Source organism: Flavobacterium sp. MR2016-29, from assembly GCF_015350695.1.
GTDB lineage: Bacteria > Bacteroidota > Bacteroidia > Flavobacteriales > Flavobacteriaceae > Flavobacterium.
The window spans coordinates 1-21,952 of the sequence record NZ_JADKPU010000007.1 but is presented as its reverse complement, the minus strand read 5'-3'; the positions used below and the strand labels follow the sequence as shown (position 1 = coordinate 21,952).

The 21,952-nt window shown below is 33.9% G+C and carries 15 protein-coding genes; 14 read left to right on the top strand and 1 reads right to left on the bottom strand.

Features of this window, described 5'->3' with window-relative positions; genetic code table 11:
• Positions 1-66: 66 nt before the first annotated feature.
• Positions 67-576, top strand: a complete 510-nt coding sequence (locus tag IR010_RS15085; RefSeq protein WP_194605010.1) for a DUF4920 domain-containing protein — start codon at positions 67-69, stop codon at positions 574-576.
• A gap of 422 nt (positions 577-998) precedes the next feature.
• On the opposite strand, the gene IR010_RS15080 is transcribed toward IR010_RS15085, so the two are convergent.
• The gene (locus IR010_RS15080; RefSeq protein ID WP_194605306.1) at positions 999-1,388 is read right to left on the bottom strand and encodes an SPOR domain-containing protein; all 390 of its coding nucleotides are present in this window, start codon (positions 1,386-1,388) and stop codon (positions 999-1,001) included.
• Between the two features lie 219 nt (positions 1,389-1,607).
• Between IR010_RS15080 and IR010_RS15075 the strand changes: the two genes are divergently transcribed.
• The 13 genes from IR010_RS15075 to IR010_RS15015 form a co-directional block, all read left to right on the top strand.
• Entirely contained in the window at positions 1,608-2,942 is a 1,335-nt protein-coding gene (locus IR010_RS15075) for a c-type cytochrome (protein ID WP_194605008.1), read from the top strand.
• Between the two features lie 32 nt (positions 2,943-2,974).
• Positions 2,975-6,031: a TAT-variant-translocated molybdopterin oxidoreductase gene (locus tag IR010_RS15070; RefSeq protein ID WP_194605005.1), complete on the top strand. Its 3,057-nt coding sequence runs from the start codon at positions 2,975-2,977 to the stop codon at positions 6,029-6,031.
• A gap of 33 nt (positions 6,032-6,064) precedes the next feature.
• Complete coding sequence (nrfD, locus tag IR010_RS15065; RefSeq protein ID WP_042566279.1) at positions 6,065-7,465, top strand: NrfD/PsrC family molybdoenzyme membrane anchor subunit; 1,401 nt, start codon at positions 6,065-6,067, stop codon at positions 7,463-7,465.
• Complete coding sequence (locus tag IR010_RS15060; RefSeq protein ID WP_025572651.1) at positions 7,458-7,982, top strand: DUF3341 domain-containing protein; 525 nt, start codon at positions 7,458-7,460, stop codon at positions 7,980-7,982. Before nrfD ends, IR010_RS15060 begins: the two co-directional genes overlap by 8 nt.
• Before the next feature lie 8 nt (positions 7,983-7,990).
• Positions 7,991-8,536, top strand: coding sequence for a c-type cytochrome (locus IR010_RS15055; RefSeq protein WP_029271971.1), 546 nt, complete (start codon positions 7,991-7,993; stop codon positions 8,534-8,536).
• Positions 8,537-8,563: 27 nt separating this feature from the next.
• Positions 8,564-10,081, top strand: a complete 1,518-nt coding sequence (locus tag IR010_RS15050; RefSeq protein ID WP_194605002.1) for a quinol:cytochrome C oxidoreductase — start codon at positions 8,564-8,566, stop codon at positions 10,079-10,081.
• Between the two features lie 19 nt (positions 10,082-10,100).
• On the top strand, positions 10,101-11,285 hold the full coding sequence (locus tag IR010_RS15045; RefSeq protein WP_194568271.1) for a cytochrome c oxidase subunit II: 1,185 nt from the start codon (positions 10,101-10,103) through the stop codon (positions 11,283-11,285).
• A gap of 31 nt (positions 11,286-11,316) precedes the next feature.
• Positions 11,317-13,119: a cbb3-type cytochrome c oxidase subunit I gene (locus IR010_RS15040; RefSeq protein ID WP_029271974.1), complete on the top strand. Its 1,803-nt coding sequence runs from the start codon at positions 11,317-11,319 to the stop codon at positions 13,117-13,119.
• Between the two features lie 108 nt (positions 13,120-13,227).
• The gene (gene ruvB / locus IR010_RS15035) at positions 13,228-14,250 is read left to right on the top strand and encodes a Holliday junction branch migration DNA helicase RuvB (protein ID WP_029271975.1); all 1,023 of its coding nucleotides are present in this window, start codon (positions 13,228-13,230) and stop codon (positions 14,248-14,250) included.
• An 8-nt stretch (positions 14,251-14,258) separates the two neighbouring features.
• Entirely contained in the window at positions 14,259-15,074 is an 816-nt protein-coding gene (locus tag IR010_RS15030; RefSeq protein WP_194605000.1) for an alpha/beta hydrolase, read from the top strand.
• Between the two features lie 60 nt (positions 15,075-15,134).
• The gene (locus IR010_RS15025; RefSeq protein WP_194604997.1) at positions 15,135-16,481 is read left to right on the top strand and encodes a cytochrome P450; all 1,347 of its coding nucleotides are present in this window, start codon (positions 15,135-15,137) and stop codon (positions 16,479-16,481) included.
• Positions 16,478-17,404 (top strand): tRNA epoxyqueuosine(34) reductase QueG, encoded by a 927-nt coding sequence (gene queG, locus IR010_RS15020; RefSeq protein WP_194604995.1) that lies wholly within the window; start codon positions 16,478-16,480, stop codon positions 17,402-17,404. The genes IR010_RS15025 and queG overlap by 4 nt, the downstream gene beginning before the upstream one ends.
• Before the next feature lie 1,035 nt (positions 17,405-18,439).
• Positions 18,440-21,952: HYR domain-containing protein (locus IR010_RS15015; RefSeq protein ID WP_194604992.1), on the top strand; the 3,513-nt coding region annotated here is incomplete at its 3' end.

Here is a 21,952-nt window from a genome sequence, read left to right as displayed (position 1 = left end):
ATTTACAATCAAATTATTTCCTTTATTTCAAATTTTAATTTTAATTTTGGTAAAAAATATTTGAATATGAAACTATTAATATACTCGGCCCTTTTTTCTTTAGGAGTCTCTACATTGTCTTTTTCGCAAGAAGCAGTAGAAAAACCTTCCCCTCCTGCAGGAAATGCTATAGTAGGGGATTATTATGGAGCAGATGTTTCTAAAGCCTCTGAGGTTAAAGCAATCTCGGTAGAGAAGCTAGAAAAAGAATTAGAAAGTTCAAAGAAAGCTGAAAATATTGCGGTAAAAGGAATAGTTACCGATGTTTGTGAGAAAAGAGGTTGCTGGTTAACAATTAAAACAGAAGATGGTTCTCCCTTTTTTGTAAAAATGAAAGACTACGCTTTTTTTGTTCCCACTGCATTAAAGGGAAAAAATGTAGTTTTAGAAGGCAATGCTGAAAAGAAAATTACATCTGTTGAAGAGTTACAGCATTATGCGAAAGATGCTAAAAAAACAAAGGCAGAAATTGATTCAATTACTTCGCCTAAAGAAGAAATTCGTTTTTTAGCTAATGGAATTAAAGTGGTAAATTAGATACAGCTAAAATCTAATTAGAAATTGATAAAAGATAAAAACAAGTCCTGATGAAAATTGGGACTTTTTGCTGTTTTAAACATTTTGTTACTAGTGAACTCATCAGTTTTATTTTTCGTTTGATTTGACAACTTAAAATGTCATTAGGAATAGTGATATAGGTAATATACGGATGAAATTACAACGAAAAATAGGTTTTTTGGCAAATAGAAAAATGATATTAGCTAGCTAAATTTACAATTTTTATAACAACTTAATTGAGTTTTTATGGCGTTAATAATTTGGTTTTTTTTGTATAGGAGAAAGAACGGAGTATTCATTGAATTATTAATTATTTTTGAATTTGTAAGCGTAAAATTGTGTTGTTTTGAGCATAAAAAAAGCGAGATTTTAATCTCGCTTTTTTTATGCTAATATATTTTTTATCTGCCCGGTTTAATTAAAAAGACACTTTTGTATCTATTTTTTATTTCCGCTAAATTTTTTTCTGCTTCTATTCGTGTTTTGAAATTTCCAACCATAACTTTATAATTTGGTGTATTGAAAATTATTGTGCCGTCAATATTTGTATATTCTCTTTTAAAATCTGCCAGCGTTTTTTTTGCTTCTTCGCTTTTTCCGCTAAAAATTTGAATTCTATAAGTGTCATTTGTACTTATTGATGTGTTAATTTTACGTTTGTCATTCAGTAACTGTTCAAATTTAGGATCTTGATTTAGTGTTAAATTTTGGTCCTGTGCATGAATATTGTATGCTAAAGCAAACATTGATAATGTTAATAAAACTTTTTTTGAAGGGGTTAAAATTCTCATAATGTGATGGTTTTTATGCAAAAATAGTATTTAAAGTTTGTGTGTAAAATTTTAATATTATTTAGAATTGATATAAATTGATATTTAAGACTATTTTAAGGTTTTGAGAATAGTTCATAAGTCGTATTTTTGTGCAAGTTTTAAAAGAAGGTGTTCGTTTTTTACTGATTTACTACAGTAAAAATCATACCAAAAATTAGTAGATAATTATTATACTATATGAAAAAGGTGGGTAACCATAATTCGATCTCAAGAAAATTGCTGCTTAGCTTATCGCTAACGCTGATTTTCTCCCTAACTTCATTTGCTCAAGATGCTGCTGCTCCGGCGGCGCCTGAAGCTGCTGCTCCGGCTGCAACTGCAGGTGGTGATCCAGTAAAAGGGAAAGAACTTTTTAATGCAAATTGTGCTGCATGTCACAAATTAGATGCTAAATCAACAGGTCCTGCTTTAAGGGGAGTTGCTGCTAAGCATGAAATGGCTTGGATCTACAAGTGGGTTCACAACAGTTCTGAAGTAATTAAATCAGGTGACCCTGTTGCTGTTAAACTTTTTGAAGAAAACAACAAGTCTGTAATGACTGCTTTTCCTCAATTGTCTGAAGGGGATATTGATAATATTATCGCTTATACTTCTGAAGTAAAAGCTGAGCCTGCGGTAGCGCAAGGTGGTGGTTCTGCTGCTCCTCCGGGAACTAATGTTGAGGGTGGTGGAATTTCAAATAATATTATTTTAGGTGCTCTTGCTCTTGTAATGGCTATTTTGGTTGTTATGTTGTTCATGGTGAACAAAGTGTTGACTAAAGTTGCTGGTAACAATGGCATTGTAGTTGCTCCTAGAGAAGCTAGAACTCCGATCTGGAAAGCTTTTGCTAAGAACCAATTCTTAGTGTTGGTTACTTCTATATTTTTGCTTTTGGCAAGCGGTTATTTTGTGTATGGATTTTTAATGCAGGTTGGTGTAGATCAAAACTATGAGCCAATTCAGCCAATTCACTATTCTCACAAAATTCACGCTGGAGATAACGAGATCAATTGTAAATATTGTCACTCTGCTGCTCGTGTAAGTAAAAATGCCGGTATTCCATCATTAAATGTTTGTATGAACTGCCATAAAAACATTTCTGAGGTTGCTGAAACTACTGCTACTGCTGAGTATAGCAAAGCATTTTACGATGCGCAGATTCAAAAATTATATGATGCTGTTGGATGGGATAAGACAAAACAAGCTTATACTGGAAAAACACAGCCTGTGAAATGGGTTCGTATTCATAACTTGCCTGACTTTGTGTATTTTAATCACTCACAACACGTTTCTGTTGCTGGAGTTGAATGTCAAACTTGTCACGGTCCAGTGCAGGAATTTGAAATCATGAAGCAATACTCTAAATTAACAATGGGATGGTGTATTGATTGCCATAGAAAAACAGATGTTAAGATGGAAGGAAATGCATATTATGATAAAATTCATGCTGAACTTTCTAAAAAATACGGTGTAGAGAAATTAACTGCAGCGCAAATGGGAGGTTTAGAATGCGGTAAATGCCACTATTAATCGAATTATTAAGATTTTAATATTTATATACAATGTCATCAAACAAAAAATACTGGAAAAGTGTTGAAGAACTAGAAAATAGTTCTATTGTTGAGGCGCTTAGAAATAACGAATTTGTTGAAGAAATTCCTACAGAAGAATTCTTAGGAAATGCAGATGCTTTAGCTACATCTGGAACTTCACGTCGTGACTTTTTAAAGTACGTAGGATTTAGTACAGCAGCTGTTACACTTGCTGCCTGCGAAGGTCCTGTTCACAAGTCGATACCTTATGTGTTACAACCAGAGCAAATCATTCCTGGTGTTGCGGATTATTATGCAACTACAGTTTTTGATGGTTTTGATTTTGCTAACTTATTAGTGAAAACTCGTGAGGGTCGTCCAATTAAAATTGATAACAACACTATTTCTGGAGCTAAGTTTTCAGCCAATGCTAGAATTCATGCATCTATACTGTCTTTGTATGACAGTGGACGTTTGAAAGAACCTAAATTAAAAGGTAAAAACACTAGCTGGTCTGCTGTTGATTTGGAAATTAAATCAAGTCTAGCAGCTGCGAAAGCTAAGGGTGGTCAGGTAGTACTATTAACAAATACATTAGCAAGTCCGTCTACTGAAAAGTTGATTGGCGAATTTATTGCTAAAAATCCAAATGCAAAACATGTTGTTTATGATGCAGTTTCTTCATCTGACGCATTAGATGCATTTGAGACAGTTTACGGTGAAAGAGCTTTGGTTGATTATGATTTTTCAAAAGCTTCTTTAATTGTATCTGTTGGTGCTGATTTCTTGGGAGATTGGCAAGGTGGTGGTTACGATGCTGGATATGCTAAAGGACGTATTCCTCAAAACGGAAAAATGTCTCGTCACTTCCAGTTTGAATCAAATATGACATTGTCTGGAGCTGCTGCTGATAAACGTGTTCCAATGACTACTGCTAATCAAAAACAAGCTTTAGTTCAAATTTATAATATTATTGTCGGAGCTTCTGTTCCTGTTTCTTTAGAAGGTGCTTATAAGGCGGAAGCTGTTAAAGCTGCGCAACAATTAAAAGCAGCTGGATCTAAAGGGGTTTTGGTTTCTGGAATTGAAGATAAAAATGCTCAATTATTAGTTTTGGCTATTAATCAGGCATTAGCTAGTGAGGCTTTTACTACTGTTGGAACAAGACAGATTAGAAAAGGTTCTAATGCTGTTGTTTCTCAATTAATAAAAGATATGAATGCTGGAAGTGTTCATACTTTAATTATGAGTGGAGTTAACCCAGTTTATACTTTAGCTGATTCAGCTTCTTTTGTTTCTGGTTTAAAAAAGGTGGAAACATCAGTTGCTTTCTCTTTAAAAGAAGATGAAACTGCTTCTATTGTTAAAGTTGCTGCTCCTGCGCCTCATTATTTAGAATCATGGGGTGATGTTGAGATTACTAAAGGAACTTATAGTTTGACTCAGCCAACAATCCGTCCAATTTTCAATACAAAACAATTTCAAGATGTTTTATTATCGTTAAATGGTACTCCTGGAAGTTTTTATGATTATTTAAAAGGAAGTTCAGCTTCAATTATAGCAGGTTCTTCTTGGAATAAAGTTTTGCACGATGGTGTTTTTGTTGCTGGTTCTGCTGCTTTGGCTGGAGGATCTTATGATTTCGCTGGAGCCGCAAATTCGCTATCAAAATCAAGATCAGCAGCTGGAGATTTAGAATTAGTATTATATACTAAGACTGGTATGGGTGATGGACAACAAGCAAACAATCCTTGGTTGCAGGAGTTTCCTGATCCAATTACGAGAGTTTCTTGGGATAACTATGTTACAGTTTCTAATACAGATGCTAAAAAACTTGGGTTATCAAATGAAATTGTTGCAAACGGAGGGTTAAACGGAAGTTATGCTACAATTACTGTTGCTGATGGATCTAAATTAGAAAATGTTCCAGTAATTGTTCAGCCTGGACAAGCTGTTGGTACAGTTGGTTTAGCTGTTGGTTATGGTCGTAAGGCATCTTTAAAAGAAGAAATGCAAGTAGGTTTAAATGCTTACGCTTTATATAAAAACTTTAATAGTGTTCAATCCGTTTCTATTGCAAAAGCAAATGGAGTTCATGAGTTTGCTTGTGTTCAAGGACAGAAGACGTTGATGGGTAGAGGAGATATTATTAAAGAAACTACTCTTGAAGTTTTTAATACTAAAGATGCAGAACATTGGAATGAAAAGCCAATGGTATCTTTAGATCATCAAGAAGTTGAAGCTACAACAGTCGATTTATGGGAGTCATTTGATCGTTCTACTGGACATCATTTTAATCTTTCTATAGACTTAAATGCTTGTACTGGATGTGGAGCTTGTGTTATTGCTTGTCATGCTGAAAACAACGTTCCTGTTGTTGGTAAAGCAGAAGTTAGAAGAAGCCGTGATATGCACTGGTTGCGTATTGATAGATATTATTCTTCTGAAAGTACCTTTGAAGGTGATAATGAAAGAAAAGAAAATATTGCAGGTTTATCGAGTTCATTATCTACATTTAATGAAATGGAGAAACCTGGAGATAATCCACAAGTAGCATTCCAACCAGTAATGTGTCAGCACTGTAATCACGCACCATGTGAAACAGTTTGTCCTGTTGCTGCAACATCTCACGGTCGTGAAGGTCAAAACCACATGGCATATAATAGATGTGTTGGTACTCGTTATTGTGCAAACAACTGTCCATATAAAGTACGTCGTTTTAACTGGTTCTTGTATAACAAAAACAGTGAGTTCGATTATAACATGAATGATGATTTAGGTCGTATGGTGTTAAATCCAGATGTAAACGTTCGTTCTCGTGGAGTTATGGAAAAATGTTCTATGTGTATTCAAATGACACAAGCAACTAAATTGAAAGCTAAAAATGAAGGTCGTCCAGTTGCTGACGGAGAATTTCAAACAGCTTGTTCAAATGCTTGTTCTTCTGGAGCTATGATATTTGGTGATGTTAATGATTCTGGAAGTAAAGTTGCTAAATTAGCATCTGATGAGAGATCATATCACTTGTTAGAACATGTTGGAACAAAACCAAACGTGGTTTACCATGTTAAAGTTAGAAATACTTAGTAAAATTATTAATAAGAAACAATATAAAGGATTATGTCGTCTCACTACGAAGCACCCATTAGAAAACCTTTAGTTATAGGTGATAAATCATATCACGATGTAACTGTAGATGTGGCAGCACCTGTTGAAGGGCCTGCAAATAAACAATGGTGGATTGTATTTTCAATCGCATTAATAGCCTTCCTTTGGGGGTTAGGTTGTATAATTTACACCGTATCTACCGGTATCGGAACATGGGGATTAAATAAAACAGTTGGTTGGGCTTGGGATATCACGAACTTTGTTTGGTGGGTTGGTATTGGTCACGCAGGAACTTTGATTTCAGCGGTATTATTACTTTTCCGTCAGCGTTGGAGAATGGCTATTAACCGTTCTGCAGAAGCAATGACTATTTTCTCTGTAGTTCAAGCAGGTTTATTTCCAATTATTCACATGGGACGTCCATGGTTAGCATACTGGGTTTTACCTATTCCAAATCAATTTGGATCTTTATGGGTAAACTTTAACTCACCATTGCTTTGGGACGTATTCGCAATCTCAACTTATCTTTCAGTATCATTAGTTTTCTGGTGGACTGGTTTATTGCCTGATTTCGCAATGCTTCGTGATAGAGCTATAACTCCATTTAATAAGAGAGTTTATTCTATCTTAAGTTTTGGATGGAGCGGTAGAGCCAAAGATTGGCAACGTTTTGAAGAAGTATCTTTGGTCTTAGCTGGTTTAGCTACTCCGCTTGTACTTTCTGTACACACGATTGTATCGATGGACTTTGCTACTTCTGTAATTCCTGGATGGCATACAACAATTTTCCCTCCATACTTCGTTGCTGGTGCGGTATTCTCTGGATTTGCAATGGTAAATACATTGTTGATCGTAATGAGAAAAGTTTCTAATCTGGAAGCTTATATTACACTTCAACATATTGAATTAATGAATATCATTATTATGATTACTGGTTCTATTGTTGGTGTTGCTTACATCACTGAGTTGTTTGTAGCTTGGTATTCAGGTGTAGAGTATGAGCAATATGCGTTCTTGAACAGAGCTACTGGACCTTACTGGTGGGCATATTGGTCAATGATGACTTGTAACGTTTTCTCTCCACAATTTATGTGGTTTAAAAAACTTAGAACAAGTATCATGTTTTCATTTATTATTTCGATCGTTGTAAACATCGGAATGTGGTTTGAAAGATTCGTAATTATTGTTACTTCTTTGCATAGAGATTACCTTCCATCTTCTTGGACAATGTTTTCACCAACATTTGTTGATATTGGAATTTTCATTGGAACAATTGGTTTCTTCTTTGTGTTGTTTTTATTATACTCTAGAACATTCCCAGTAATTGCTCAGGCAGAGGTAAAAACAATTTTGAAAGGAACAGGAGATAATTACATTAGAGAAAGAGCAAATAAAGATTCACATCATGAGTAATAAAGTAATATACGCCATTTATAATGACGATGATATTTTGATGGATGCAGTAAAGAAAACTAGAGCTGCTCATCATCATATTGAAGAGGTTTTTACTCCATTCCCAGTTCACGGATTGGATAAAGCTATGGGTTTAGCACCAACAAGATTAGCAATTTGTGCTTTTTTATACGGATGTGTTGGTATTTCTGTTGCAACGACAATGATGAGTTATATTATGATTCATGATTGGCCACAGGATATAGGTGGAAAACCAAGTTTTAGTTTCATTCAGAATATGCCATCTTTTGTGCCGATTATGTTTGAAATGACTGTATTTTTTGCTGCTCACTTAATGGTTATTACTTTTTATATGAGAAGTAGATTATGGCCGTTTAAACAAGCTGAAAATCCTGATGTAAGAACAACCGATGACCATTTCCTAATGGAAGTTGCTGTAAATGATAACGAAGCAGAACTAGTTTCTTTTTTCGAAGGTACAGGAGCTGTTGAAGTTAAAGTAATTGAAAAGAATTAATTGTAGCTATGAAAAGGATATATAAAATAACACTTTTAGTTGGTATAACTATTTTAGTTTCATCTTGCCACAATAATTCGGCACCAAACTATCAGTATTTCCCTAATATGTATGAGTCTGTAGGTTATGAAACTTATTCAGAAGCAAAAATATTTAAAGGAGGAAAAGAAGGACAGCTTCCTGTAGAAGGAACTATCAATAGAGGTTTTGAACCTTATGAATATGAAAACTCGACTGCAGGTTATGAATTGGCTAAAGCTAATTTAAAATCACCTTTGAGTGAAGAAGATAGAAATTCTGGAAAAGGAAAAGAACTTTTCGAAATTTATTGTATTAGTTGTCATGGTGCAGCTGGTAATGGTAAAGGTAAATTGGTGGAAAGAGAAAAATTTCTTGGAGTACCTAGCTATAAAGACAGAGTAATTACTGAAGGAAGTATTTTTCACGTAGAAACTTATGGTTTAAATGCAATGGGTTCACATGCAAATCAATTAAGTGCCCATGAACGTTGGTTAGTTGCTGACTATGTTCTAAAACTAAAAAGCCAATTATAATTGTTGAACAAACTGATCGTAATAGATATGTATACATTTTCAAGTAAATTAAAAACTTTTTCTATCATCCTAATGGCTCTTGGTATATTAGGAATTGGATATGGTTTTTTAACTGCTCCTAAAAATATTGAAGAGGTAGAAACTCTTCTAGCAAAAGAAGCATCAGAGCACGGTGGAGGACATGTTGAGGCTACTGTGGCACATCATGAGGAAAAAGCTGAACCAATTCAACATGTTGAAGCAGTTCATCATGAAGAAACTAAAGATGCAAATGTTGAAGAGGCTGTAAGTAAAGATTCAGTTGTTGCTAATGAAGAAATTACTAATGAAGTAAAATCTGAAGAAGCACATCAAACTGAAGCTGCAGTTGTGCATGATGCAAAAGTAGAAAACCATGCTGAAGCTTCTCATGAGCATGACCCTAAAGCACATGCAGAACATGTTTTGCACCAACTGCAAAACAAGCCATGGTCAGCGTTATATGTAGCGTGTATTTTCTTTTTACTGCTTTCTATGGGAGTTTTAGCATTTTATGCTATTCAACAGGTTGCTCAGGCAGGTTGGTCTCCAGTTTTGTTTAGAGTTATGCAGGGGATTACGGCTTATTTGCCAGTAGCGTCTGTTATATTCTTTATTATATTAATTCTTTGTGGATTACACTTTAATCACATTTTTGTATGGTTAGGAGAGGGAGTTACTGATCCTAAAAGTGCAAATTACGATGAGATTATAGCTGGTAAAGCCGGATATTTAAACTTTCCATTTTGGATTGTTAGAGCTGGTATCTTTTTATTAGGATGGAATTTATATCGTCACTTTTCAAGAAAAAATTGTTTAGCTCAAGATGACGCTAATGATGATCTAAATTACAAAAAGAACTTTAAATTGTCTGCTGGATTCTTAGTATTCTTTATAGTTTCTGAGTCTATTATGTCTTGGGATTGGATTATGTCAATTGATCCACACTGGTTCAGTACTTTGTTTGGATGGTATGTTTTTGCTTCTTTCTTTGTAAGTGGTATTACTACAATTGCGTTAGTAACAATATACTTGAAATCAAAAGGATATTTAGAATATGTAAATACAAGCCACATTCACGATTTAGCTAAATTTATGTTTGGTATAAGTGTTTTCTGGACTTATTTATGGTTTTCTCAATTTATGCTAATCTGGTATGCTAACATTCCAGAAGAGGTAACTTATTTTGTAACAAGAATTCAATTATACAACTTGCCTTTCTTTGGTGCTGTTGTTATGAACTTTGTTTTTCCATTACTAATATTAATCAACACAGACTTCAAACGTCTTAGCTGGGTTATTGTAATGGCTGGTACTGTTATCTTATTAGGTCACTATGTTGACTTCTTTAATATGATTATGCCTGGTACAGTTGGAGATCAATGGTTTATTGGTGTTCCTGAAATTGCGTCTATTCTTTTCTTCTTAGGTTTATTTATTTTTGTTGTATTTACTGCATTAACTAAAGCTCCTCTGTTGGCAAAAAGAAATCCTTTCATTGAAGAAAGTAAACATTTTCATTATTAATATTTAAAGAAGTAAACAGATGACAAGTTTGTTGGTAATTATAGTTTTAGTTTTATTAGCAGTTGCATTATGGCAATTGACCAAGATATTTGATCTTACTCAAGTAGGATCTTCTTCGGACGATTCTCAAGTTGCATCAGATAATGATAATAATATTCAAGGATATTTTATGTTTGGCTTTTTAGCTTTCATTTATATCTTTACAATTTACGGTTTACTAAAATGGGGTAATTTAGCTCTTCATACTCCAGCTTCTGAGCATGGACTTTTAGTAGACAGCTTAATGAATATTACTTGGGTTTTAATTTTTACAGTTCAAGTTATTACACAAGGTTTATTATATTGGTTTTCTTTTAAAAATAGAGGTCATAAAGATAGAAAAGCATTATTCTTTGCTGATAGCAATAAATTAGAGGCAATCTGGAGTATTATTCCATCTGTAGTTTTAGCTTGTTTAATCCTTTATGGATTATATGCTTGGAATAATATCATGTTTGTTGATAAAGATGAAGATGTTATTGAAATCGAATTGTACGCTCAACAATTTAAATGGACTGCTAGATATGCGGGGGAAGGAAATGTTTTAGGAAAAGCAAATGTGCGTTTGATTGAAGGTGTAAATACATTGGGAGTTGATATGTCAGATCCTAATTCTAAAGATGATATTATAGTTTCTGAATTGCATATTCCAAAAGGTAAAAAAATACATTTCAAGATGCGTTCTCAAGATGTATTGCACTCAGCTTATATGCCTCACTTTAGAGCGCAGATGAACTGTGTTCCTGGAATGGTTACTGAGTTTGCTTTTATTCCTACTTATACAACTGCTGAATATAGAGAGTTGCCTTTTATGATTGAAAAAGTAGCACATATCAATAAACTTAGAGCAGAAAAAAGTGCTGAGTTAGTTGCAAAAGGAGGAACGGCTTTAGATCCTTATACATTTGATTACTTATTATTATGTAATAAAATTTGTGGAGCTTCTCATTACAATATGCAAATGAAAGTTGTTGTTGACACTCCTGAAGATTATAAAAAATGGTTAAGCGAAAAAACAACTTTAGCTCAGGATATTGAAGCTGCAAAGGCTGCTGAAAAACCAGCTGAAGGTGCTAAAGCTTCAAAAGATAGTACCATTAAAGATACAGTTAAAGCAGTTATTGATACAGCTAAGGCGGTTGTAGCTAAAGTTGCTATGAAATAATATTTATTAAGAAAATTTAAAGTACACATATATGTCAGCAGAAGCGCACGATCACGATCACGGACACGATCACGAGCACGAACATCATCATAAAGACACGTTCATTACTAAATATATCTTTAGTATTGATCACAAAATGATTGCTAAGCAATACTTAATTACCGGTATTATTATGGGTATAATTGGTATTGCAATGTCGTTGCTTTTCAGAATGCAATTGGCTTGGCCAGAAGAGTCTTTCAAGATATTTAATGTTTTATTAGGAGATAAATTTGCACCTGATGGTGTAATGGCAAACGATATTTATTTAGCCTTAGTTACAATTCACGGTACTATCATGGTATTCTTTGTACTTACGGCTGGTTTAAGTGGAACTTTTAGTAACTTACTTATTCCACTTCAAATTGGAGCAAGAGATATGGCTTCTGGATTTATGAATATGATTTCATACTGGTTGTTTTTCTTATCTGCTGTAATAATGTTATCTTCTTTATTTGTTGAAGCTGGACCAGCTTCTGCAGGTTGGACGATTTATCCTCCATTAAGTGCATTGCCACAAGCAATTCCAGGATCTGGAACAGGTATGACTTTATGGTTAGTTTCTATGGCTATCTTTATTGCATCTTCTTTAATGGGATCTTTAAATTACATTGTTACAGTTATCAATTTAAGAACTAAAGGAATGTCTATGACTAGACTTCCGCTTACTATCTGGACATTTTTCGTAACAGCTATTATTGGTGTTATTTCTTTTCCAGTATTATTATCTGCTGCATTATTATTAATTTTTGATAGAAGTTTTGGTACTTCATTCTTCTTATCTGATATTTATATTGCAGGAGAGGTTTTACATTACCAAGGTGGTTCCCCAGTATTATTTGAACACCTATTTTGGTTTTTAGGACACCCTGAGGTTTATATTGTAATCTTGCCAGCAATGGGTCTGGTTTCTGAAATTATGGCTACGAACTCTCGTAAACCAATTTTTGGATACAGAGCGATGATTATGTCAGTTCTTGCAATTGCATTTTTATCTACAATTGTTTGGGGTCACCACATGTTTATTTCAGGTATGAATCCTTTCTTAGGATCTGTATTTACTTTTACTACTTTATTGATTGCAATTCCGTCTGCTGTAAAAGCGTTCAACTGGATTACAACTTTATGGAAAGGTAACTTACAATTCAACCCTGCAATGTTATTCTCAATTGGAATGGTTTCTACTTTCATCACTGGAGGTTTAACTGGAATCATTTTAGGAGATAGTACTTTAGATATTAACGTTCACGATACTTACTTTGTAATTGCTCACTTTCACTTAGTAATGGGTATTTCTGCTCTTTATGGAATGTTTGCTGGTATTTACCACTGGTTCCCTAAAATGTACGGAAGAATGTTGAATAAAAACTTAGGTTATATTCACTTTTGGGTAACTGCAGTTTGTGCTTATGGAGTTTTCTTCCCAATGCACTTTATTGGATTAGCTGGTTTGCCAAGACGTTATTATACAAACACGAACTTTCCATTATTTGATGACTTGCAAAATGTGAATGTTTTAATTACAACATTTGCTCTTGTTGGAGGTGCGTTCCAATTAGTATTCTTATACAACTTCTTTAGTAGTATTTTTTACGGTAAGAAAGCGGTTCAGAATCCTTGGAGATCTACAACATTAGAGTGGACAACTCCGGTAGAACATATTCACGGTAACTGGCCAGGTGAAATTCCTCATGTACACCGTTGGCCATATGACTATAGTAATCCAAATCATGATGTAGATTTTGTACCACAAAATGTACCAATGAAAGAAGGTGAAGAAGTTTTACACCACTAAAAATATTTTAAAGACTGTCTGAGAAGACAGTCTTTTTTGTTTTAGTTAAATTTTTTTTCGCCCCATTTTACTGTTTTACAAACTGATTACTTTGTATATCTTTGTAAGATGAATGAAAACCTAGATCCTACCACAAAAGGATACAACCCAGAAGAGTTAGATCTTGAAAAAAGATTACGTCCGCTGTCATTTGATGATTTTGCTGGACAGGATCAAGTTTTAGAGAATTTGAAAGTGTTTGTTGCAGCGGCGAATCAGCGTGGTGAAGCTCTGGATCATACACTCTTTCATGGGCCTCCTGGACTTGGAAAAACTACATTAGCCAATATTTTGGCAAATGAACTTGAAGTTGGTATTAAAATTACCTCTGGTCCTGTATTGGACAAGCCTGGCGATTTAGCCGGATTGCTTACTAATCTAGACGAAAGAGATGTTTTGTTTATAGACGAAATTCATCGTTTGAGCCCAATCGTTGAAGAATATTTATATTCGGCAATGGAGGATTTTAAAATTGATATTATGATAGAGTCTGGACCAAATGCCAGAACTGTTCAAATCAATTTAAATCCGTTTACCTTAATTGGAGCAACTACTCGTTCAGGTTTGCTTACTGCGCCAATGCGTGCCCGTTTTGGGATCTCATCACGTTTACAATATTACACTACTGAACTTTTGACAACAATTGTTGAAAGGAGTTCTGCGATATTAAAAATGCCTATTGATCTGGAAGCAGCAATTGAAATTGCTGGCCGAAGCCGAGGTACACCACGTATTGCAAATGCATTATTGCGCAGGGTTCGAGATTTTGCACAAATAAAAGGAAATGGCACTATTGATCTCGAAATAGCTAAGTATGCATTGAATGCACTGCATGTTGATGCACATGGTCTTGATGAAATGGATAATAAGATTTTATTAACTATTATAAATAAGTTTAAAGGAGGTCCAGTTGGTCTTTCTACTTTAGCAACCGCTGTTTCTGAAAGCAGTGAAACTATTGAAGAAGTTTATGAACCTTTCTTGATTCAGGAAGGATTTATTATGAGAACTCCCAGAGGGCGAGAAGTTACGGATAAGGCTTATAAACATTTGGGAAAGATAAATATTAATATCCAAGGTGGATTATTTTAAAATGTGATATGAAGCATTTCGTTATATTTTTGTTGTTTACTTGTTTTAGTTCTTTTGGTCAGACTAAATCTTTTCCAAATCTTGCTTATGGAAAATCTACTCAACAGGTTTTAGATTTATATATTCCTGATGGAAATTTAAGCGATGTGCCTGTTGTTATTCTTATTCATGGAGGAGCATGGTCAATGGGCGGTCTTGAATATACAAGAAAGCATGCTCAAGACATATGTAATCAAGGACTTGTTGTTGCCAATGTCGATTATCGCTATGTTACTGATAAAATTTCTGCCCAGGATTTATTAGCTGATATAAACACAGCTGTTAATTATGTTTCTGATCTATCTACTAAATACGGTTATGCTAAAAATGGTTATCATATTGTCGGAATTAGTGCTGGAGCACATTTAGCATTATTATATGGATATACTAAAAAAAATGTAAAGTCTATAACAGCATTGTGCGCGCCTTCCCGATTAGATTCTCCTGAAGCATTAGAATTTCTTAAAAAGACTGGGCTTTTTGATATTGTCGAAAAATTAGCTGGAACAAATATAAATGCAAATGGTATTAATCCTGCTCTTACTGATATAAGTCCATATAACACTATTTCTAACATTCCGACATTATTGATACATGGTGATGCGGATCCCGTGGTAAATGTCAGTCAATCTCAAAATCTTTATGCAGAATTAAAAACCAAAGGTGTAGAGACAAAATTGATAATTAGAGAAGGTAAAGGTCATGATGTTGGAATGAATTCGCCTGAGACTGAAACTCAGAATATAAAGGATATTACAGAGTGGATTTTGCAGCATAATAAGTAAATTTGATTAATAAGGAAATAAATACCAATATTAAAGTGGATCCTTTTAATTCTATTCAAAATGTCTGAAAACAGAAAATATAATTATCCGAACAGGCTTTCAATATTGAGATTTTTTCTGGATGCTGAAGGAGTGCGTAGAAATCCTATTCCGTTTCATAAAAGATATTTTGAAAAACTTGGAGATTCTTTTTCTCTTAAAATTGGTATTTCAAAGTATATTATCTTATCCAGAGACAATGAAATTGCCCAATATATTCTTCAGAAAAACCAAAAGAATTATCACAAATCTAAATTCCAATCTGTATACCTGTCAAAATATTTAGGTAAGGGACTTTTGACTGTTGATGGAGATTTTTGGCTTAAACAAAGAAGACTTATTCAGCCTGCTTTTCATAAGCAAAAGATGAATCAATTAGTCGAAAATATGAATAAGACAATTGCTTTAGAATTGGAAGGTTTAGCTGAAGAAAAATCAATTGATCTTTTCCCGATTATGAGTCAGCTGGCATTTAATGTTGTTGCTAAATCATTATTTCAGCTTTCAATTTCTGAAGAAAAATTAAATCGTATTAAAGTTATTATTGAAGAAGTTCAGAATTTCTTAATTAAAGAAATTCGACTTCCGCATAAAGCTTTATGGTTCTCGCTAAGTGGCCAAGTAAAAAGACATCTAGAATTGGCTCAAGAGAACAATAGAATCATTCAAGAAATTATTGAGAAAAGAATTGAATCAAAAAATGAAATCAATGATTTGCTTAATATGCTTTTGGAAACAAGATATGAAGATACTGGTGAAGGAATGTCAGTAAAGCAGTTGATAGATGAAATTAAAGTTTTATTTATTGCTGGGCATGAAACAACTGCAAATGCTTTGACTTTTACACTTTATCTTTTAGGAAATAATCCGGAAATTCAAGAAAAGGTTTTTAACGAAATTGCAGAAATACAAACGCAAACTGATAATGTTGTAGAACAACTTCAGAAAATGACTTATACAAATGCAGTTTTAAATGAGTCAATGCGATTATACCCGCCTGCTTGGATTACGGATAGACAAAATGTCGAAGATGATTCTATTGGACAGTTTAATATAAAGAAAGGAACTCTAATCGGAGTTTCTTTTTATGAATTACATCGCAATCCTAAATATTGGGAAGATCCAGAAAAGTTTGATCCAGAACGTTTTCTTGGGGAAAGAAAGAAAAATTCAACGCAATACTTTTATCCATTTGGAGCTGGACCAAGAATGTGTATTGGAGCTGGATTTGCTATTTACGAAATGTGCTTGACTATTTCTCATATTGTAAAAAGATATCAGATTAAATCTACTGAAACTGCTATTCGTTTTAACCCTCTAATTACATTAAAACCAGTTGGAGTAGAGGTTATATTTTCTAAAAGATGAGTATCAATTCTAAAGAAACATATTCAAAATTTATTAAAGCCGAAGCGAAACGACTTGGCTTTCTTTCTTGTGGTATATCTAAAGCTGGATTTTTAGAACAGGAAGCTCCTCGGCTTGAAAAATGGCTAAATAATAATCATAACGGGCAAATGGCCTATATGGAAAATCATTTTGATAAACGTCTAGATCCTACTTTATTAGTTGATGATGCGAAAAGTGTAGTATCACTTTTGCTAAATTATTATCCTTCTGAAAATCAAAATCAAGAAAGTTTTAAAATATCGAAATATGCTTACGGCCAGGATTATCACTTTGTTATCAAAGAAAAATTAAAAGAATTTCTTCATGCTATTCAAGAAAATATTGGTGATATTTCAGGTCGCGCCTTTGTCGATTCTGCACCAGTTTTAGATAAAGCCTGGGCTGCTAAAAGCGGTTTAGGATGGATTGGTAAAAACAGCAACCTCTTAACTCAAAAAGTGGGCTCGTTTTACTTTATTGCAGAACTAATTCTGGATTTAGATTTAGAATATGATCATGCCACTACAGATCATTGTGGTTCTTGTACTGCATGTATCGATGCTTGTCCTACACAAGCAATTGTTGCTCCGTATGTTGTTGATGGAAGCAAGTGTATTTCTTACTATACTATCGAATTAAAAGAAAATATTCCTTACGAGATGAAAGGGAAATTTGATGAATGGATGTTTGGTTGTGATACTTGTCAAGATGTTTGTCCTTGGAATCGTTTTTCGAAACCTCATTCGGAACCGTTATTTAATCCAAATCAGGAAATTCTTTCTTTATCCAAAAAAGATTGGATTGAAATTACCGAAGAAACTTTTCGTGCGGTTTTTAAAAATTCTCCTATCAAAAGAACAAAATTCGAAGGATTAAAGCGTAACATCAAATTCCTTGAATAAGTTTTTAAAGTTATTTATTAGCAAATACATCATAATAGCAATTTTGATTTTGCTTAAGAAAAGATAAAAAATTAAGGTTGTTTTTTGTAAGAACTTATTTTTATCTTTCATAAATATAGTACTTAATAAAGCGTAAGAAATAAAACACAAATAATATAGTTTTTGAGAAAATTTAAATAATATCGCTACTTCTAAAAGTGAGTTTATTTTGAGAATGATCCTACAAGTGCATCATTAAAACACAGACTTGGATAAAAGAAATAAAGCGATTTATACAAATGGACAATGCTAAAGCTCGCAATTTAAATTTATTAAATGCTAGGCAATTTGAAGTTACGTTGGCGAAATTATTTTATATTATTTTCCTTTTATATGAAATAATTATATTGATAATGAATAAGTTGTATTTTTTAAATGATTGTAATTATTAATTACTAAAAAAAGTTTTAACTGGAAATTTTTCATCATAATTCATCAGAAGCTGCCTAACCGATTACAATTTCTAAAAAATCTTTTAGAGAGATCAAAATTTGACAAGTGAGTCAAACACCAAATATTTTTTTTGAATTAGTAAAAGCATGATTTAACCATGCTTTTTTTGTAAGATAAAATTAGTGTATTGTTTGTAAAAACACATAAAAACAATTAATTCAATAATATTTTAAGAAAATTCCGTCTTTTTGTTATCAAATAGTTATATTTTTTGATTCTTTAGGTTAAATTTTATCGATAAAAAGTGCATTTCAACGTTTTTACTTGTATTTGGTCGAGTAAAGTGGCTAGTATTGAGGTGTTTGTATACTTTCGCCCCTCCAAAACTACAAATTTAACTTAAAGACAAAATCAGTAAGAGCTGAGATTAAAGTATTATGGTCCAAATAGTTTACTTCTTTTTTTATGATTTTGAAAAAAATAATTTCAATTTTCTAAAATCTATTTCTTCGTTTTTATCGTATCTGCTTAATAATTTGAAAGCCACCTTTTGGAATTCAAATTCTATATTATCTATTACTCAAATTAATACCGAGTCTGTCCATGCGTAACTTTACATTAAATAGGTTTAAATTCTTTAAACCTAATTTTCTTATTTTATTTATTTTATTAATTACATCTAGTGCGTCAGCTCAATTTTATACGAAGCATTATATCGCGCCCGCTCCGTGGCAGTATTTTAGCAAAGCAAATGAAATTGTCATAGCGACAAATTCTACAACTGCGGTAAATATCGAAATATTAAAAAGTGATGGTACTTTAATCACAAATACATTGACTGCTGTAAAAGGAACTCCTGCGGTTTACAGATTTGCAGGTCTTCCTAAAGATGCGCCGGCATTAAAATTAAGTACTGTTTTAAATGCAGCAGGTTTAATTGTTACAGGAAGTAAACCTGTATCCATAAATTTAAGAAACGTTGCTTCTGACGCTTTAGGTGGTGATGGAAGTGATAAAGATATTAAAGGTAATGCTGCATTGACAAGTTTTGGCGATGCTGGAATCGGAATCAGATATAGAATTGGATATTACAGGGATGGTTCGCTAGGTAATTTTGGAGGTTATGGAGATCAGCGCCCAATTTATAGTATCATGGGTATTACCAATGGTACATCAGTAAAATTGAATAATGTAGTAATTGCAACCTTAAATGCAGGTCAAAGTTACTTGTTTACAGCACCTCTGGGTTCTTTAGTAGAGTCTTCAAATCCTACAGTAATGAATACTTCTGCAGCTATAGATACGCCAGACGGTTGTGGAGATGGAGCTTATAATCAAATTCCTCCAGAAGCAGTTTTGGGATCAGAATATTTTATTGAAAGAGGTAAAGGAAATGACACAGCAGAGCAGACAACAGTAGTAGCAACAAAACCAAATACAAAAGTAACAGTTGATACATTTTCTGCAACAGGCGCTTTAACAGGTACAGTAAGCAAAACGCTTGTAAATGCAGGGGATTTTTACACGTTTATGAACGGTATTTCTAAAACTAATTTTTCTGCATCGAGAGTTTCTGCAACGAACAATGTTGCCGTATATTCTGGTACAGCAAAGGATTGTGAGGTTGATGTTTATACCGTTGCACCAGTTTCAGAATGTGGAGGATCTAATTTTATTGAAACGGCTAAATTCAGAAATTATGGAGTAGGTTCTTTACCTTATTTTGGATACGTTTTATTAAAAGATGCCGCTGCAAAAGTATATGTAAATGGAGTAGATATTGAAACAAAATCAGGAATAGCAGCTCGTCATCAACTAGGAACTACAGGCTGGTATTTAATTAATTTTGAAGATACTCAAATAGGAAGTCCAGATGTACTTTCTCTTTCAAGTGATGCCAAATTAACGGTGTCGATTGTACAGCAGGGTGGAGGTTTTTCTATGGCAGGATTTTTCTCGAATTTTGCTATTCAGCCCGAAGATCCAACATTTACATACGTTTCAGGCGGAGGATGTACAAACAATACAGCTGCATTAAAAACGCCATCAGGATTTTCGCCTTATCAGTGGTATTTGAATGGAGTGGCTATTTCAGGCGCAAATTCAGACACTTATACAGCAACTAAAACAGGATCATACTCAGTAGCTTCAACTTTAACATGTGGTGCGCAAACTCAATCTAAACCTGTTTCTGTAACATTATGTACAGATTTAGAAGTTACTAAAACTGTAAATAACGCTACACCATGTGTTGGCTCGAACGTAGAATTTACAGTTAAATTAAATAATTTAGGAGTAAACAATTCAACAGGAGTTTCAGTAAATGATTTACTTCCAACGGGATACAGCTTCGTTAGTTCAACTGTATCAACCGGAAGTTATAATTCAGGAACTGGTGTTTGGAGTATCGGAGACGTAAATGGAGGTGTTACTGAAACATTAAAAATTGTTGCAAAAGTTAATCCTTCAGGAGTTTACTTAAATAAGGCTTCATTACCAGATACAACTACAGACAGTAATTTGGCAAATAATTCGGCAAGTATTTCAACTACTCCCAATGCTCTGCCAACACTTATCGTATCTAATCCTGCATCTGTATGTGCTCCATCAAAAGTAGATTTAACAGCTGCTGCGATTACTGGAGGCAGTTCAGCAAATTTAACCTATACATATTGGACAAATTCAACTGCAACAACAGCATATGCTACACCAACAGCGGCAACAGCTGGGACTTATTATATCAAAGGAACTAATGCTTCCGGATGTTCAGAAATAAAATCAGTTGTAGTAACAGTTGCGGCGGCGCCAAATGCAGGGACTATTTCAGGCACTCAAAATATATGTATAGGAGGAACATCAACTTTTTCATCAAATGGAAATTCTGGTGGCAGCTGGACAAGTAGTGATGCAAATATCGCAACGGTTGATGCTTCAACAGGAGTAGTTAGAGGAGTTGCTGAAGGTTCAGCTACAATTACTTACAAAGTAACAGGAACAGGCGGTTGTTCAGATGTAACATCAAATAGAAGTATTAAGGTCAATCCGTTTCCGACTGCTTCAATCACAGGAAGCTTAACTGCTTGTTTGACTACAACTTTAAACGCACAAACTAATGCGGCTTCGCCAGCCTATGTTTGGTATAAAAATAATGCTGTTATTTCTGGTGAGACATCATCTTCTTTAGTTGTTAATACTGATGGTGATTACAAAGTAAAAGTTACAAATGGGGCAACAACCTGTGAGCAGATTTCGGCAGTTTCCACTGTAAAAGTGAGCGATACAGAAAAACCTGTTAAACCAGTTTTAGCAGATGTTACAGCCCAATGTTCAGTAACAGTAACGAATCCGGCAACAACAGATAATTGTAAAGGAACTGTAACGGGAACAACAACAGATCCTTTAACATACAATACTCAAGGCAGTTTTAATATTACCTGGAGTTTTAATGATGAAAACGGAAATATAGAAACAGCTCTTCAAAAAGTAATTATAACAGATACACAAAAACCGACCGTTACCTGCCCTTCAGATGTTGTGGCTTTTGCCGATGCAAATTCTTGTGTTGCAACAGGGGTAAATTTAGGAGTGCCATCAACGACGGATAATTGCAGCGGAACTGTTACCGTAACTAACAATGCACCATCAAGTTACCCGCTTGGAAATACAATCGTTACTTGGACAGCTACAGATGCAGCAGGAAATACACAAACTTGTTCTCAAAATGTTAAAGTGGTAGGCCCGATAAAAGCAAATGATGACAAAATATCCTCCTTCAATGGATATACAGGCGGAACAGCAGTTTCTAATGTTTTATCTAATGATTTGCTCAATTGTAATAATATAGTAAGAAGTGATGTTGACTTAATTTCATCATCTCCTTTGCCTTCAGTTTTAACTTTTGATACTACTAGTGGTGCAGTAACAGTTAAACCAAATACACCGGCAGGAACTTATTCATTTAATTATCAAATTTGTGAAGTTTCGAATTCTGGAAATTGCAGTACTGCAACAGTAGAAATTATAGTAACAGCTCCCATAATCGATGCAGTTACAGAAACAGCAGCGTCAGTAAACGGAACTATCGGAGGCACTACATCAGTCTCATTAACAGCAAAT

Bases quoted from the DNA above. Each gene is read 5' to 3' on its own strand.
- IR010_RS15085 (WP_194605010.1), top strand. From the start codon at position 67: ATGAAACTATTAATATACTCGGCCCTTTTTTCTTTAGGAGTCTCTACA.
- IR010_RS15080 (WP_194605306.1), bottom strand. From the start codon at position 1,388: ATGAGAATTTTAACCCCTTCAAAAAAAGTTTTATTAACATTATCAATG.
- IR010_RS15075 (WP_194605008.1), top strand. From the start codon at position 1,608: ATGAAAAAGGTGGGTAACCATAATTCGATCTCAAGAAAATTGCTGCTT.
- IR010_RS15070 (WP_194605005.1), top strand. From the start codon at position 2,975: ATGTCATCAAACAAAAAATACTGGAAAAGTGTTGAAGAACTAGAAAAT.
- nrfD (WP_042566279.1), top strand. From the start codon at position 6,065: ATGTCGTCTCACTACGAAGCACCCATTAGAAAACCTTTAGTTATAGGT.
- IR010_RS15060 (WP_025572651.1), top strand. From the start codon at position 7,458: ATGAGTAATAAAGTAATATACGCCATTTATAATGACGATGATATTTTG.
- IR010_RS15055 (WP_029271971.1), top strand. From the start codon at position 7,991: ATGAAAAGGATATATAAAATAACACTTTTAGTTGGTATAACTATTTTA.
- IR010_RS15050 (WP_194605002.1), top strand. From the start codon at position 8,564: ATGTATACATTTTCAAGTAAATTAAAAACTTTTTCTATCATCCTAATG.
- IR010_RS15045 (WP_194568271.1), top strand. From the start codon at position 10,101: ATGACAAGTTTGTTGGTAATTATAGTTTTAGTTTTATTAGCAGTTGCA.
- IR010_RS15040 (WP_029271974.1), top strand. From the start codon at position 11,317: ATGTCAGCAGAAGCGCACGATCACGATCACGGACACGATCACGAGCAC.
- ruvB (WP_029271975.1), top strand. From the start codon at position 13,228: ATGAATGAAAACCTAGATCCTACCACAAAAGGATACAACCCAGAAGAG.
- IR010_RS15030 (WP_194605000.1), top strand. From the start codon at position 14,259: ATGAAGCATTTCGTTATATTTTTGTTGTTTACTTGTTTTAGTTCTTTT.
- IR010_RS15025 (WP_194604997.1), top strand. From the start codon at position 15,135: ATGTCTGAAAACAGAAAATATAATTATCCGAACAGGCTTTCAATATTG.
- queG (WP_194604995.1), top strand. From the start codon at position 16,478: ATGAGTATCAATTCTAAAGAAACATATTCAAAATTTATTAAAGCCGAA.